This is a genomic window from Mycobacterium gordonae, assembly GCF_002101675.1.
GTDB classification, from domain to species: Bacteria; Actinomycetota; Actinomycetes; order Mycobacteriales; family Mycobacteriaceae; genus Mycobacterium; species Mycobacterium gordonae.
Map to the genome: position 1 here is coordinate 45,379 of NZ_LQOY01000116.1, position 13,804 is coordinate 59,182.

The following is a 13,804-nucleotide window of genomic DNA, read 5'->3' on the forward strand; positions in this document are numbered from 1 at the left end:
CGGTCGCTCCAGCAGTGGGGCGGTTTCTGTCGACGGCGGCCCGGGTGGTGCGCCGGTCCGCCGTAGACCCCGTGGCTAGCTCGCACATGGCTTGGAGGGGTTATGGACATCGTGCTCGGGGTATCGATGGAGCCCTCAGCGGTACGCATGGTGTTGATCGAGGGGGCGAACGCCGACGGCGCGACCGTCGAGGAAGAAAGCATCGAGGTCGCCGACGACGGTGGTGATGCCGCAACCGATCGGGTCATCGCCGCGCTGGTCGGCACCCGCGAAGCCGCCATCGAGGGCGGTTACCAGATGTCCTCCACCGGGGTGACGTGGACGGACCCAACCGAAGTCGCCGCGCTGCGTCTGGAACTCGCCGCCCGCGACGTCGGCAGTGTGATGCTGGTGTCGCCCTTGCTCGCCGCCGCCGCGCTGGCGCAGACGGTGGGCGCCGCGCTCGACTATGAGCACATTGCGATGTTGTTCGTCGAGGCCGGCAGCGCGACACTGGCCGTCGTCGAGATCGCCGACGGCTCCATCGTGGACCTGCACCGCCAGTCCGTCGGCGATCAATCCTTGGCAGCCGGGCTGGTGACGATGGTCGCCGGTCTCGACGCGCCGGGTTCGCGGGCCGACGGCGTGTTCCTCATCGGCTGCGGCGTCGACATCGTCGGCGTCAAACCGGCCTTGGAAGCGGCGACGTCGTTGGTGGTCAGCTGTCCGGAAGAACCGGAGATGGCATTGGCCAGAGGCGCTGCGCTGGCTTCGGCGAATGCGCCGCTGTTCGCCTCGTCGACGTCCGCTCTCGCCTACGCGCTGGATCCGGGCACCGGAGAGGTGAACCCGCACGCGCTCACCCCGAGTTATCTCGACGTCTGCGCGATGGCCGGCGTCAGCGAGGGCGCGCTCGCCTACAGCGCCATAGACGACGAAGCCGACCCCGAACCGGAGCCCGACGCTCGGCGCAGGCCGGTGGCGCTGGTCAGCGCGGCCATCGTGGGCGTCGCTGCCGTGGTGGCCGGAACCCTGATCGTGTCGCTGGGTTCCCACGTCCGCACCACCGCTGCCCAACAGTCCAGCCCGCGCGACAGCGCGCCGACACCGGCGATCCAGGCCCCCGCCACCGAATTGCCGGCGCAGGTGTTGCTGCCGGTTCCGAGCGCCGCGTCGCCGCCGACGGTGGCGCCAGCCCCGAGTGCGGCGCCGCCTTCGGTCGAGGTGGCCGCCGCGCCGCCGCCGCCGGTGGTTCAGCAGGCACCGCCGCAGACCGTCACCCGACCGGCGCAGGCCCCGGCGTACCTGGCCCCCGCGCCGCGTCGTCAGCCCACTCAGCAGGCGGCCCCACCGGTGCAGACACCGGTGCAACAGGCTCCGCAGCCGTCGGCGCCGCCGCCCGCGGCGCCAGCACCGGCCGCCCCGGCGCCCGCCGCGCCGACCCCTGTCATGACGATGTACCTGCACTTGCCGTTCCTGTCGATCCCGATTCCGATCAATCCCCCACCGCCGCCGCCCCCGCCCGCGGAACCCGGTCCGTAGCGGATCGGTCGAGTTGAGCGCAGACTGGGCGATATGAGTGACAAAGGCGGATCAGGCGGCGGCTTCGGGTTCGACCCCGAGGACTTGGATCGGGTGATTCGGGAGGGCACCGAAGGCCTGCGCGACGCATTCGAGCGGATCAGCAGGTACGTCGGGTCGCCCGGCGGACGCTCAGGCTGGTCTTTGCTGTTCGACGACCTCTCCCGGCGCAGCAGCCGCCCGGAGCCCGAGACCACGGGCGAGGCCGGCGACGGGGTGTGGGCCATCTACACCGTCGACGCAGACGGCGGCGCCCGGGTCGAGCAGGTGTACGCCAGCGAACTCGACGCGCTGCGCGCCAACAAGAACAACACCGACCCCAAGCGCAAGGTGCGTTTCCTGCCGTATGGCATCGCGGTCAGCGTGCTGGACAACCCGACGAACGGGCTGACCAAGGACTCGCCCGATCCGCCTGACGCCTAAGCCAGTTCCCGATGACCCGGATCTGACCCGCGAGGACGCCGTGCGCCTGGCGCAAGCCGCGCTGCGGGCCCACGGTCTCCCGAACAGCCCCGGCCTGAATGCTCAGAATTACGGCGGCTTTGACGGCTGGGACGGGCCGGTGGTGTTCGAGTACGACCCCGTACGACAAATGCTCACCGTGCTGGCGCTTTGTTATCGCTTCCGCAAACCGCCGCGACCCGGTGTCATTGCGGGCTTCCAGGAGGAGGAAAGGCGGGGCACCGACACGGGGGGCGGCGCGGTCGAATTCCGGTCAGATTCCGGCGGCCTGTTCCTGACTCGCAGCTACCGGCACAAAACCGACCCGAGGCGCTTCGTCGAGGAAACGGACGAGCTGATGCGGGCCGCTCGCTACTGGGCCGATGAAGTCCTTCCCAACGTCGCCGACAGAGTCTTCGGCCACGACCATTAGTTGGCGCGCAGATGTGCCGGCCGGCGTTCAGCCCTGCTCCACCACGTTCCCGCTTCCGTTCTTGCTGATCTGCGGCGAGCCGGAGTGATAGGTGACCTTGTTGTTCAGCCCGGACGCTTCGATGGTGTCGACGTTGTCGACGGTGATGACGTTCTGCAGTCCGGAGACGTTGACCGTCGCGCAGTGGCCGGTGAGCGTCACCGTGTTGGAGATGCCGCTGATGTTGATCACGGTGCCGTTGCAGGCGACGGTCTTGTTCTCGTTGATCCCTGAGATCGTGACCGTCTCACCCGCGGGCGCGGTGGCCGACGGCGACGGACCGGCGCTGGGCGTGCGCGTCTTGCCGGTCGAGGGTGCGGTCCGGCTGGGTGTCGCAGGTGACGACGTGTCCGCCGACGTGCTTTCGGTGGGCGAGGGCAGGACGAGATCATCGTGGGAGAACTGGCGTGCGGCGTAGGCGGCGATGCCGCCCACCAAGACCAGCACGCCCAGCACGCCGGCCGCGGCCAAGATCCAGAACCAGCGCATGCCCGAGGACGACCGCGGCGTGGCGCCGGGATAGGGGCTGGTGTAGCCGTAACCCGGCGGGGGCATGCTCGACGGCATCGGCGGCATCGGCGGCATCGGCGGCATCGGCGGCGGATAGCTGTAGCCACCCTGCTCGCCCAGCTCCGAGGCGCGCGCCGTATCAGCCAGCGGCTGCTCCAGCTCCCGGATCCGGGCTTCCGGGTCATCCTCTGGTTTCATGCTCAGATGCTCCCATATCGGAAAGGCGGCGGAATAGGCTCGGCGTCGTGCCCGCATTGCCGAATCGCCAGATCCTGTTGCGCCGTCGCCCTTCCGGTCTGGTGCAGCCCGACGACACCGAGCTGATCACCCGTCCGGCACCGGAACTCGCGGCGGGGGAGGCGCTGCTGCGCACCACCTATGTCGGCATCGACGCCGCCGCCCGCACCTGGCTCGACGACCAACCCAGCTACCTGCCGCCGGTGCAGCTCGGCGAGGTGATCCGGGCGGCCGGGATCGGCGAGGTCGTCGAAACACGTTGCGACGCATACGCTATCGGCGACATCGTCACCACGCTTACCGGCTTCCAGGAGTACGTGGTCATCCGCGACGACATCTTCAGCACACCCATCCCGGGCGAGGATGACCAGTTGGCGATCATGTCGGTGTACGGACCGACGGGCGCCACGGCCTACTTCGGCATGACCGACATCGGCCGCCCACAGCCCGGCGAAACCGTGGTGGTCTCGGCCGCGGCAGGTGCCACCGGGTCGGTGGCTGGGCAGATCGCCAAGATCGCCGGCGCCCGGGTGGTCGGTATCGCCGGCGGGCCCGAGAAGTGCCGGGCGGTCGTGGAGGACTTCGGCTTCGACGCGTGCATCGACTACAAGAACGACGACCTGATGGCCGCGCTCAAAGAGCACTGCCCGCGCCGCGTCGACGTCTACTTCGACAACGTCGGCGGCCCCATCCTCAACGCGGTGCTGGGCCGGCTCGCTTCCAGGGCGCGCGTGGTGCTCTGCGGTGTCATCTCCAGTTACCTCACCGGCGAGCACCCCGGACCGGCCAATTACGTGAACCTGTTGTCCAAAACCGCGTCCATGCAGGGTTTCAACGCGCTCGACCAGTGGGGCCGCTTCGACGAGGCGTTCGCCAATCTGCGCCAGTGGGAGTCCGAGGGGCGGCTGCGGCATCGCCAGACCATCTACGAGGGCATCGAGTCGTGCGTCGACGCCCTCAACGGCCTGTTCACCGGGGCCAACATCGGCAAGACACTGGTCAAGATCAGCGAGCCCGGCTGACCGTTCCGGCGCAGTGACGTCCAGGGCGTCCGCTAGCCACCGCGCGAAATGTCCACCCGCAGTGACCAGGAGCTACGCGAAACCGCCTCGCCAGAGTCCACGTAAGGCCAAGCGGGCTGCTATCTTCCTTGCCATGCCACAGATGGACCGCCGCCGCATGCTCATGCTGGCGGGATTCAGCGCACTGGCGGCCGCGACTGCGGCCCCGACAGCAAACGCCAGCCCGTCCCGGCCGGCCGCACCCGCCGGTCCCGCGCCGGTGCCGGCCGCGCCCGCGGCCGGGGCGACCGGTGGATTCATCTGGCACGACGAGTTCGACGGGCCGGCCGGTTCGGCCCCCGATCCCGGCAAGTGGGCGGTGTCCAACTTCCGCACGCCGATCCGCAACCCGGTCGGATTCGACCAGCCACAGTTCTGGGGGCAGTACCGCGACAGCCGCCAGAACGTGTTCCTGGACGGCAATTCCAACTTGGTGCTGCGCGCGACCCACGACGGCCACGGCGGCTACTTCGGCGGCCTGGTGCACGGCCTGTGGCGAGGCGGCGTAGGGACGACATGGGAAGCCCGGATTAAATTCAACTGCCTGGGACCCGGCATGTGGCCGGCGTGGTGGTTGTCCAACGACGACCCCGGCCGCAGTGGCGAGATCGACCTCATCGAGTGGTACGGCAACGGCACCTGGCCGTCGGGCACCACGGTGCACGCCAACCCGGATGGCACCGCGTTCGAGACCAACCCGATCGGCGTGGACGGCGGCTGGCATAACTGGCGCGTCAAGTGGGACGTCACCGGGATGTACTTCTGGGTCGACTACGCCGACGGCGCAGCGCCCTACTTCTCGGTCCCGGCCACCGGCATCGAGAACCTGGACGAGCCTTTCAAGGAATGGCCGTTCAACGACCCGGACTACACGGTGTTCCCGGTACTGAACCTGGCCGTGGGTGGCTCCGGCGGCGGCGACCCGGCCGCCGGCACCTACCCGCAGGACATGCTCGTCGACTGGGTGCGCGTCTTCTGACCTTCTGACGCGCTAGTTCGTCAGGTGCAGGTACCAGAGCCCGTCATCGCCCTGGCGGCAGTCCCAATGCGTGTACGCCCCGTCGTTGTGGGTGATTTCCACGTGTGGACCGTCAGCCTGACACGCCGCCAACGTCGCATAACTGCCCTCGACCTGCACCTCGTCGGCATTGGCCACGGCCACCGCGGTGGTGAACAACGCGGCGCCGGCCGTCAGAATCCCGGCAGCGAACATGGTCTTCATCTCCGAGCCCCCTTCCGAAATCGTTAATTGACGGGTTGCCCAATCCGGCGCAGGACGAAACTGTGACGGGCTCACGTTCGAACGTATGATCGAACGATGGGGCGGCTCGCGTCGATCGGCTACAACGGGCAGCCGCTCCGCGGGCCCTTCCGGCCGGTGCGTCCCCCCGTCCCGGTCCTGGTGGACCTGACGGTGCTGTTTCCGCGTGAGCCGCACCGCTCCGGCCGGTATCAGCCGAACGGGCTGCAGCTGCACAAGGTGGTGGAGGGCAAGCTGAGCTGCTGGGGGCTGTGCGAGCAGGGCGACTGGTGGGGTCTGGTGACCTACCCGGTGGAGTTCGGGGCCAGGCACAAGGCGGTGACGCACTGGGTGCCGGCCTGGACCCTGCGGCGAAAAGGTGAGCGGCCGTGAGGTTCTGCCATTGCCCCACCCGTAGGGTGGACACAATGAGCGAACGGCCGATACGACCGCTGCGTAGTGTCAAACAGATCACCAGGGGGTTGGGGGCTCTCGACCGTGAGCTGTTTGAGGCGGTTGCGGAGAGTCCGACCCCGTTGCTCGACAAGGCAATGCCGCCACTGACCCGGGCGGCCGACCACTCGAAGCTGTGGTTCGTCATCGCGGCGCTGTTGATCGCGTCGGGCAAGCACTCGGCGCAGCGCGGCGCCATTCGCGGAGTGGTGTCGCTGGGGGTCACCAGCCTGGTGACCAACCAGGTCGCCAAGCGCGTCCGCCGGCGGCCGCGTCCGCTCTACGATTCGGTGCCTCTGGTCCGGCGCGTCCGGCGTCGTCCGACGTCCAATTCGTTGCCGTCCGGTCATTCCGCCAGCGCCGCCGCGTTCGCCGTCGGGGTGGGGTTGGAGAACCCGACGCTGGGCTTCGGGCTGGCGTTGCTGGCCGGCCTGGTCGGGTTGTCCCGGGTGGCGGTCGGTGCGCATTACCCCGGCGACGTGGTGATCGGATTCGGCATCGGCTCCGGCATCGCTGTGCTGGGCAGCCGGCTGGTGCCGCCGATCGTCGAAACCGCGCTGCCGAAGACCGAACCGCTGCGCGCGGACGTTCCGGAGCGCCCCGACGGTTCCGGCGTGGTCCTGGTGGTCAACCCGGCCTCGAACAGCGGCAGCGGGGTCCGCGTCGCCGACGAGGTGCGGGGCCAGTTGCCCGCGGCGGAGATCGTCGAACTCGGATCCGATGACGACCCCGTGCAGGTGTTGCGCGACGCCGCCGAGCGCGCCGAGGTGCTCGCGGTCGGCGGGGGCGACGGAACGGTGGCAGCGGCCGCGGCGGTCGCGGCCAACGCCGGAGTGCCGCTGGCAGTTTTCCCGGGCGGAACCTTCAACCATTTCGCCAAGGACATCGGTTGTGACACCGTCGCCAAGACCATTGATGCGATACGGCGGGGCAGCGTCGCGTACGTCGACCTGATGTGCCTGAACGAAAGCCAGATGGTGGTCAACACCGCCAGCATCGGCGCGTACCCCGCGTTCGTCCAAGAGCGCGAGAAGTTGGAAAAGCGGATCGGCAAGCCACTGGCGGGCATGTACGCGATGTTGCACACGCTGCGCAACGGCCAGCCGGTACGCATCAGCTACGACAACAAGACGTTGCAGACGTCACTGATGTTCGTCGGCAATTCGCTCTATCTGCCAACGGGATTCGCGCCGTCCCGGCGCACCCGGATGGACGACGGCCTGATCGATGTGCGCATCCTGGAAACCGGTCGCCGACTGGCCAGGACCAGGATTCTGACAGCGCTGCTGCTGGGCCGGCTGGAACGCAGCCCGCTGTACCACGAGATGCAGGTTCCGGAGTTCACCTTCACCGCCGTCGACGGACCCACCGTCGTCGCCCATGACGGCGAGATCGGTGAGGAGTACGACAAAGCCACATTCGCCTCCATGTACCGGGCACTGCCGGTCTACCGCCCGCTTTCCCTCATTCGGTGAGGTCTCGCACCCGCGCATAGCGGTCACGCATGCCGGGTGCGTCCTGTCCCTCGTATGTGCGGGTGGCCGGCGGTGACCAGGCAGGCGGGTCCGGTGACCCGCTGAATGCCCATGCTGCCTGCCGCGCCGCGCCCAGTGCGACGTATTCGCCCGGGGTCGGGACCACCACGGGCATGCCAAATACGGTCGGCGCGATCTCGCGCACCGCGCGGGACTGCGCGCCGCCACCGATCAGCAGGATGCGGTGCACTCTCACGCCGTGCCTGGTGAGGTGGGCGAGGCCGTCAGCGAGTGCGCACAGCATGCCTTCCACCGCGGCCCGGGCCAGGTTGGCCGGCGTCGAATTCGACAGACGCAGACCATGCAGCGCGCCAGTTGTGTTGGGCCGGTTGGGCGTTCGCTCACCTTCCAGGTAGGGCACGAGTACCAGGCCCGCACTGCCCGGTGGCGCCGACAGGGCCAGCGCGGACAGCTCGTCGTGGCCCACGCTCAGCATTGTCGCCACCGCATCGAGCACCCGCGCGGCGTTGAGCGTGCACACCAGGGGAAGGTAGCGGCCGGTGCCGTCGGCGAAACCGGCCACGAATCCCTGCTCGTCGCGGACCGGGTCGGCGGCCACGGCACACACCACACCCGATGTTCCGATTGAGACGATGACGTCGCCCTCGGCGGCGCCCAGACCCAGCGCCGCGGCGGCGTTGTCGCCCAAACCCGCCCCGAAAACCGTTGCGCCGCCCAATGCCTCGGAGGGTCCGAGCACGCGCGGCAGAGCCGGACTGCGGCCCCGGAGCGCCAGCTCGAGGAGGTCGAGACGGTACCGATCGGTGCCGGCGTCGAAGTAACCGGTGCCGCTGGCATCGCTGCGGTCGGTGGTCAGCGCCGCAATGCCGGATTCACCGCGCAGCCGCCAGGTCAGCCAGTCGTGTGGCAGGCACACCGCCGCCGTGCGATCGGCATTCTGCGGTTCGTGGTCGGCGAGCCAGCGCAGTTTCGCGGCGGTGACCGCCGCCAGCGGCACCAGCCCGACGGCATGCGCCCACGCTCGCGGTCCGCCCAGCTCGTCGACCAGGGCGCGTGCCGTGTCGGCCGAGCGCACGTCGTTCCACAGCAGGGCGGGACGCACCACCGCACCGCCGGAGTCGAGGCACACCATGCCATGCTGCTGCGCACCGACCGCCACGGCGTCGACATCGGCGATACCGCCCGCGGCCGCGACGGCCTGCCGGGCAGCCGATTCCCAGGCGGCCGGGTCGATTTCGGTGCCGTCGGGGTGTGCGGCGCGACCCTGGCGGAGCACGGCACCGGTCTCGGCGTCACACACCAGGACCTTGCAGGACTGTGTCGAGGAGTCGATACCGGCGACCAGGGTCACGGCCGCAGCAGCTTCTCGACCGTCGCGCGGGCGCCCTCGCGGTGCAGCGAGTCCAGCGCCCACAGGTAGGGCTCGACGAAGCGGGGCTCCTCGAGCAGGTTGCCGAAGACGGAACGGTTGGCCAGGAACGCCGACGCGTCGGTGCGTTGCGAGCGGGCGATCGGAATCAGAGTGTCGGCCCGCGGATCCACCACGTCAATCGGGCGGCCTTGTTCGTCGAACCCCTCGGCGTACCGGGCCCAACTCGCAACGATGGCCGCGGAAAACCGCACCGGTCCGCCCGAGCGCAGGTTGTCGCGAACCACCGGCAGCAGCCACTTGGGAATGCGGTCCGAGGATTCGGCGCAGAGGCGGGCCAGCGTGTCGCGGACGTGGGCGTTGGCGAACCGGGGGAGCAGCCCGGCCTTGAACTCGTGCAGCCCGGGCACCGGTGTGAGTGTCGGCATCGCCTCGTAATCCATGTAGCACGTGAGTAATTCGATGAAGAGAGGGTCTTGCGCGGCATCGTGCACCAGCCGGTACCCGGCGAGGTAGGCGAAGTAACACAGGCCCTGGTGGCTGGCGTTGAGCAACCGCAGTTTCATCGCTTCGTACGGCGACACGTCATCGGTGAACGTGACGCCCGCCCGGTCCAGCGGCGGCCGCCCGTCGGCGAAATCGTCTTCGAGAGCCCACATGGCGAACGGCTCGGTGATCACCGGCCAGGCGTCGTCCACACCGAAATCCGTTGTCAAGCTGTCGATCACATCGGGTGTAGTGGCCGGTGTGATCCGGTCGACCATCGAGTTGGGAAACTTGGTGTTGTGGTCCATCCATTGCGCCAGTGCGGGATTGGACGCTTCGGCGTAGGCGGTGAAAGCCTGCCGGGCGATGTGGCCGTTGCCGACGATGTTGTCACAAGACACGATCGTCGGTGATTTCAAGCCCCGCAGGCGCCGGCGGTTCAGCGCCTCGGTGACCAGTGCGAAGACGTCACTCAGGGGTTCGTTGTAACCGCCCTCGGTAATGGTCAGCGTAATGATCCGGACGGCGCGATCGGCGAGCAACTCGATCACCGACTCCGGATCGTCTGGTGCATAACGGAAGTCGACAATGGAGCCGATCACCCGGGGCTCCCGGGTGCCATCCGGGTGTGCCAGGGTGAGGGTGTACAGATGATCCTGGTCGCGCAGCGCATCGCGCATCCGGCGGTCGCGGGGTAGCACACCGACCCCGCAGATGCCCCACTTGCGGGCGATCCCCTGGCTGAGCAGTCGGTCGACGTACATGGCCTGGTGCGCGCGGTGAAAGCCGCCGACGCCAAAATGCACTATCCCGGTTCTGATTCGGTTGCGATCGTATTCGGGTTTGGGTATCTGGAGGGTGTGCAGATTGCGGGCGTTGAGTTTCATGCCGGCAACTCGCTGCCGTGCCGGCGGTAGGCCGACGGAGGCCGGCCCCACGCGCTTCGGAACGCCCGGGTAAAGGAGCTGGCACTATCGAAGCCGACCCTGGTGGCGACCTGGAGCACGCTCAACTCCGAGTCGGCCAGCAGCGCTGCGGCCCGCATCAGGCGAGCTTGTTGGGTGTAGTCGCGCCAGGTCATCTGCAACTCGCGATGGCACAATCGCCGCAACGACCGGGGCGACATGCCCGCGGCCGCGGCGGCGTCGTCAATGGTGATCGACGCCAGCGCATTACGCGTGTGTTTGAGTGCCGCGCCGAGTTGCGGGTGAGTGGTCGTGGGCAGGCTGAACGGGCTCTGGGACCCCAGCAGCTCGGCCAGCAGTTCGGCGAAGCAGCGGAAGTAGGTATCGGCCAGCGGGTCGGACGAATCCCGGTCGATGGGCCACCGGCAGGCGTACATGATCATCTGCCGGATCAATGGCGAAACCATCACGATGCCCGCGCCCGAGTGGGCCGGCTGCAGGTGGATGGGATGCAGGAATATCGACACCGACCTCGCTCGGGTGTCGATCGTGCTGATGTGTCCCAGCCCGGCCGGGATCCAGGCGGCCTGCCGCTCGGACAACACGTAGGCACCGGCATCCGTCTCCACTTCCAGAACGCCCTGCACGACGTACTCCAGCTGGTGCAGGTCGTGCGCGTGGCGCGCCGTGGTCACCCGCTGGCCTTCGTAGACGAACGCGCCGGCCGTGCAGGTGCCGCCCTGGCGCATGTCGACCAGAGCAGGGGTGTCCGCGCAGGACAAGATTGTGGCCGTCTGTGCAGAGAAAGTCATGTTCCTCCGATGGTACGACTGAGTGTCATGTCAGCGCAGTCGTTTACGCCCGCGGCGGGTGACCCTAAGTACACCAAGTACTACGACACCGTCATCGCGTTATTGACCCGCGAAGACCGGTGGCGATCGGCGGTCATCGCGCGGCTCGAGTTGACGCAGGATGATGTCGTCGTCGATGTCGGTTGTGGCACAGCATCATTGGCGATAAGAATCAAACAGCAGCAGCCGGGCGCCCGAGTGATCGGGGTGGACCCCGACCCGCAGGTGCTGGCCATCGCGCGGGCCAAGGTGCGCCGGGCCGGGGTGCAGGTTGAGTTCGTCGAGGGCATGGGAGACCGCGCCGTCGAGTTTCTCGGACCGGGGATGGCCACCAAGGTGGTGTCCAGCCTGGTGCTGCATCAGTGCCCGGTGCCGATGAAGAAGGCGATGATCGGCAACATGTTCACACTGCTGCGCCCCGGCGGAGAACTTGTCATCGCCGACTACGGTCTGCAGCGCGACGCCCTGATGCGCTTGGGTTTCCGTATCGTGCAGTTCGTCGACGGCAAACGGGACACCCAGCCGAACGCGGACGGAATCCTGCCCGGGCTGATCGAACAGGCCGGCTTCGCCGATGTCGCCGAGGTGTCGGTGATCAGGACCGGCACCGGATCCATCTCCCTGTACCGGGCGACGCGACCGGTTTCGGGGGACGAGGCGAACCGATAATGTCAGGCCATGCACCACCCGCGGCCAGCGACGGCGCTGGCGATTTTGTGTTGTGTGCTCGTACTGGTTGCCGGTTGCCACGCCAAACCACCGGCGTCCGATTCGGACGCGCCGCCCGGTGCCGGTTCTTCATCTGGGAGCGCGCCGGTGCCGCCCGGATCGCTGTTCACCACGGCCGTACCGTGGAACGTCGACGTGTCCGGAGCCGCGAAGGCCGGCCGCTCGGATGCGATCATCCACGCGCTGAGCGCGGCGGGCGGCTGGGGGACGGGCGCGCTGCAGACCGACTTCTCCATCCCGATCTTCGTCGCCGACGGCAACACCCGCCGGATGCAGGTCGTCGGCACCGACGAATACTGTTATGACGGTCCGGATTGCGACGCCGTACCCGCTGAGATGCCGGTGCCGGCGAACGCCCACTTCGAAGGTTCTACCAACCTGAGCTGCGATACCACCGGCGCCACCGCAGGACAGGAAGACTGCCATCTGCTGGTCGTCGATCGCGGCCGGCACCAGCTCTACGAGATCTACCACGGCGGCCGGTCCGGTGAAGATCTCACGGCGCAAGGTTTTTTCACGTGGGATCTCACCCGGAAATACCCTGACACCTTGCGCGGAGACCAGTGCACGAGCGCGGACGCGGCCGGGTTCCCGATTGCCGCGATGACGCCCACCGCCGACGAAGTCGCTTCTGGTGCAATCAATCACGCGATTCGCTTCATCCTCCCCAATGACCGGATGAAGGCCGGCGTCTACGTCCGGCCCGCAACGCACGCGGGTGGGCCGACCAGCACGGATCCGAATGCACCGCCCTACGGCGTGCGGTTCCGGCTTCGCGCCGACTTCGACGACTCGCACTTCTCCAAATCCGAGCGGGTGGTCATCGCCGCGCTGAAGAAGTACGGAATGCTGCTCGCCGACGGCGGTCAGGTGCCACTCACGTTTGCCGACGACCGGACGAGCGGCAAGAAGTGGTCCGAACTGGGCATCACCGCGCAGTCTTTCAACGGTATCGGCGTCGACCAGTTCGAAGTGGTCAACCTCGGCGATGAGGTCAAGCTGACCTACGATTGCGTCCGCAATGAGTGAGGCTGAACCTAGGCCTTGGCGAGGGTGAACTGCGCGACGTCGGTGTAGCCCTCGCGGAACAGGTCGGCACAACCGGTCAGATACTTCATGTAGCGGTCGTAAACCTCTTGGGACTGAACGGCGATCGCCTCGTCGCGGTGGGCTTCCAGCGTGGCGGCCCACGTATCGAGGGTGCGTGCGTAGTGCGGGCGCAGCTGCTGAACCCGGGTGAGGGAGAAGCCGGCGCGCTCGGCCTGCTCCTTGACGACTTTAGCGGGCGGAAGGTCGCCGCCCGGGAAGATCTCCTCCATGATGAACTTCATGAACCGCAGCTTGGTCATGGTGATGGGCAACCCGCGGTCGGCGAATTCCTCCTCGCTGGGCTGGATGATCGTGTGCAGCAGCATCACGCCGTCCGCCGGCAGTGCCTGGTAAGCCATCGCGAAGAAGTCGGGGTAACGGTCACGCCCGAAGTGTTCGAACGCACCGATGGAGACAATGCGGTCGACCTTCTCGTCGAACTGTTCCCAGCCCTGTAGCAATACCCGCTTGCTGCGCGGGCTGGGGTGCTCGTCGAGGCGTCGTTGGGTGTGCGCCTGCTGGTTGCGGCTAAGCGTCAGGCCGATCACATTCACGTCGTACTGCTCGAGCGCCCGAATGATCGTGGTGCCCCAGCCGCATCCGATGTCGAGCAGCGTCATGCCGGGCTGCAGCCCCAGCTTGCCCAGGGACAGGTCGACCTTGGCGATCTGGGCCTCTTCGAGCGACATGTCCTCGCGCTCGAAGTACGCGCAACTGTAGGTCCGGGTGGGGTCAAGAAAAATTCTGAAGAATTCGTCGGAGAGGTCGTAATGCGCCTGTACGTCCTCGAAATGTGGCTCTAAAGTTTCGGATTTATTCTGGTCCTCGGGCATGCCTGCAACTCCCCACTCGACTCCTGTCGAGCGTACCGTCGCGAGATCGCAGCCCGATTGACCTGCACCACC

15 protein-coding genes are annotated in these 13,804 nt (G+C 67.7%); 9 read left to right on the top strand and 6 right to left on the bottom strand.

The window, feature by feature from the left end:
* The first annotated feature begins 102 nt into the window (after positions 1–102).
* From AWC08_RS18540 to AWC08_RS18550, 3 genes are read left to right on the top strand one after another with little or no spacing between them, the layout of a single operon-like run.
* Positions 103–1,521, top strand: coding sequence for a DUF7159 family protein (locus AWC08_RS18540; RefSeq protein WP_065136237.1), 1,419 nt, complete (start codon positions 103–105; stop codon positions 1,519–1,521).
* A 33-nt stretch (positions 1,522–1,554) separates the two neighbouring features.
* On the top strand, positions 1,555–1,983 hold the full coding sequence (locus tag AWC08_RS18545) for a hypothetical protein (RefSeq protein WP_065136238.1): 429 nt from the start codon (positions 1,555–1,557) through the stop codon (positions 1,981–1,983).
* Positions 1,984–2,023: 40 nt separating this feature from the next.
* Entirely contained in the window at positions 2,024–2,434 is a 411-nt protein-coding gene (locus AWC08_RS18550; protein ID WP_082986633.1) for a hypothetical protein, read from the top strand.
* A 27-nt stretch (positions 2,435–2,461) separates the two neighbouring features.
* On the opposite strand, the gene AWC08_RS18555 is transcribed toward AWC08_RS18550, so the two are convergent.
* Positions 2,462–3,181 carry a DUF3060 domain-containing protein gene (locus AWC08_RS18555; RefSeq protein ID WP_065136240.1) on the bottom strand — a complete coding sequence of 240 codons (720 nt, stop codon included), beginning with the start codon at positions 3,179–3,181 and terminating at the stop codon, positions 2,462–2,464.
* Between the two features lie 47 nt (positions 3,182–3,228).
* Here AWC08_RS18555 and AWC08_RS18560 point away from each other — a divergent pair, with 47 nt between their 5' ends.
* Entirely contained in the window at positions 3,229–4,242 is a 1,014-nt protein-coding gene (locus tag AWC08_RS18560; protein ID WP_065136241.1) for an NADP-dependent oxidoreductase, read from the top strand.
* 142 nt (positions 4,243–4,384) lie between these two features.
* On the top strand, positions 4,385–5,260 hold the full coding sequence (locus AWC08_RS18565; RefSeq protein WP_232008017.1) for a glycoside hydrolase family 16 protein: 876 nt from the start codon (positions 4,385–4,387) through the stop codon (positions 5,258–5,260).
* Positions 5,261–5,272: 12 nt separating this feature from the next.
* Here AWC08_RS18565 and AWC08_RS18570 read toward each other — a convergent pair whose 3' ends face one another.
* Complete coding sequence (locus AWC08_RS18570; RefSeq protein WP_065136242.1) at positions 5,273–5,503, bottom strand: hypothetical protein; 231 nt, start codon at positions 5,501–5,503, stop codon at positions 5,273–5,275.
* Positions 5,504–5,599: 96 nt separating this feature from the next.
* On the opposite strand from AWC08_RS18570, the gene AWC08_RS18575 reads away from it, so the two are divergent.
* Both AWC08_RS18575 and AWC08_RS18580 read left to right on the top strand, forming a co-directional pair.
* Positions 5,600–5,914, top strand: coding sequence for a hypothetical protein (locus AWC08_RS18575; protein ID WP_065136243.1), 315 nt, complete (start codon positions 5,600–5,602; stop codon positions 5,912–5,914).
* 35 nt (positions 5,915–5,949) lie between these two features.
* On the top strand, positions 5,950–7,449 hold the full coding sequence (locus tag AWC08_RS18580) for a bifunctional phosphatase PAP2/diacylglycerol kinase family protein (protein ID WP_065136244.1): 1,500 nt from the start codon (positions 5,950–5,952) through the stop codon (positions 7,447–7,449).
* Here AWC08_RS18580 and xylB read toward each other — a convergent pair.
* Genes xylB through AWC08_RS18595 form a run of 3 tightly spaced genes read right to left on the bottom strand, consistent with a single transcriptional unit; the run spans position 7,439 to position 11,042 of the window.
* Positions 7,439–8,821 carry a xylulokinase gene (gene xylB / locus AWC08_RS18585; RefSeq protein ID WP_065136245.1) on the bottom strand — a complete coding sequence of 461 codons (1,383 nt, stop codon included), beginning with the start codon at positions 8,819–8,821 and terminating at the stop codon, positions 7,439–7,441. The genes AWC08_RS18580 and xylB overlap by 11 nt on opposite strands.
* Complete coding sequence (locus AWC08_RS18590; protein ID WP_065136246.1) at positions 8,818–10,212, bottom strand: mannitol dehydrogenase family protein; 1,395 nt, start codon at positions 10,210–10,212, stop codon at positions 8,818–8,820. The genes xylB and AWC08_RS18590 overlap by 4 nt, the downstream gene beginning before the upstream one ends.
* Entirely contained in the window at positions 10,209–11,042 is an 834-nt protein-coding gene (locus AWC08_RS18595) for an AraC family transcriptional regulator (protein WP_065136247.1), read from the bottom strand. Before AWC08_RS18595 ends, AWC08_RS18590 begins: the two co-directional genes overlap by 4 nt.
* A 9-nt stretch (positions 11,043–11,051) precedes the next feature.
* Between AWC08_RS18595 and AWC08_RS18600 the strand changes: the two genes are divergently transcribed.
* Together AWC08_RS18600 and AWC08_RS18605 are read left to right on the top strand one after the other, a co-directional pair.
* A complete protein-coding gene (locus tag AWC08_RS18600) occupies positions 11,052–11,750 on the top strand; it encodes a class I SAM-dependent methyltransferase (RefSeq protein ID WP_244906511.1) in 699 nt (232 codons plus the stop codon).
* A gap of 147 nt (positions 11,751–11,897) precedes the next feature.
* Entirely contained in the window at positions 11,898–12,839 is a 942-nt protein-coding gene (locus tag AWC08_RS18605; RefSeq protein WP_142283660.1) for a hypothetical protein, read from the top strand.
* 8 nt (positions 12,840–12,847) lie between these two features.
* Here the strand turns inward: AWC08_RS18605 and AWC08_RS18610 are convergent, their stop codons facing one another.
* Positions 12,848–13,732 (bottom strand): cyclopropane mycolic acid synthase family methyltransferase, encoded by an 885-nt coding sequence (locus AWC08_RS18610; RefSeq protein ID WP_065136249.1) that lies wholly within the window; start codon positions 13,730–13,732, stop codon positions 12,848–12,850.
* Positions 13,733–13,804 lie beyond the last annotated feature (72 nt).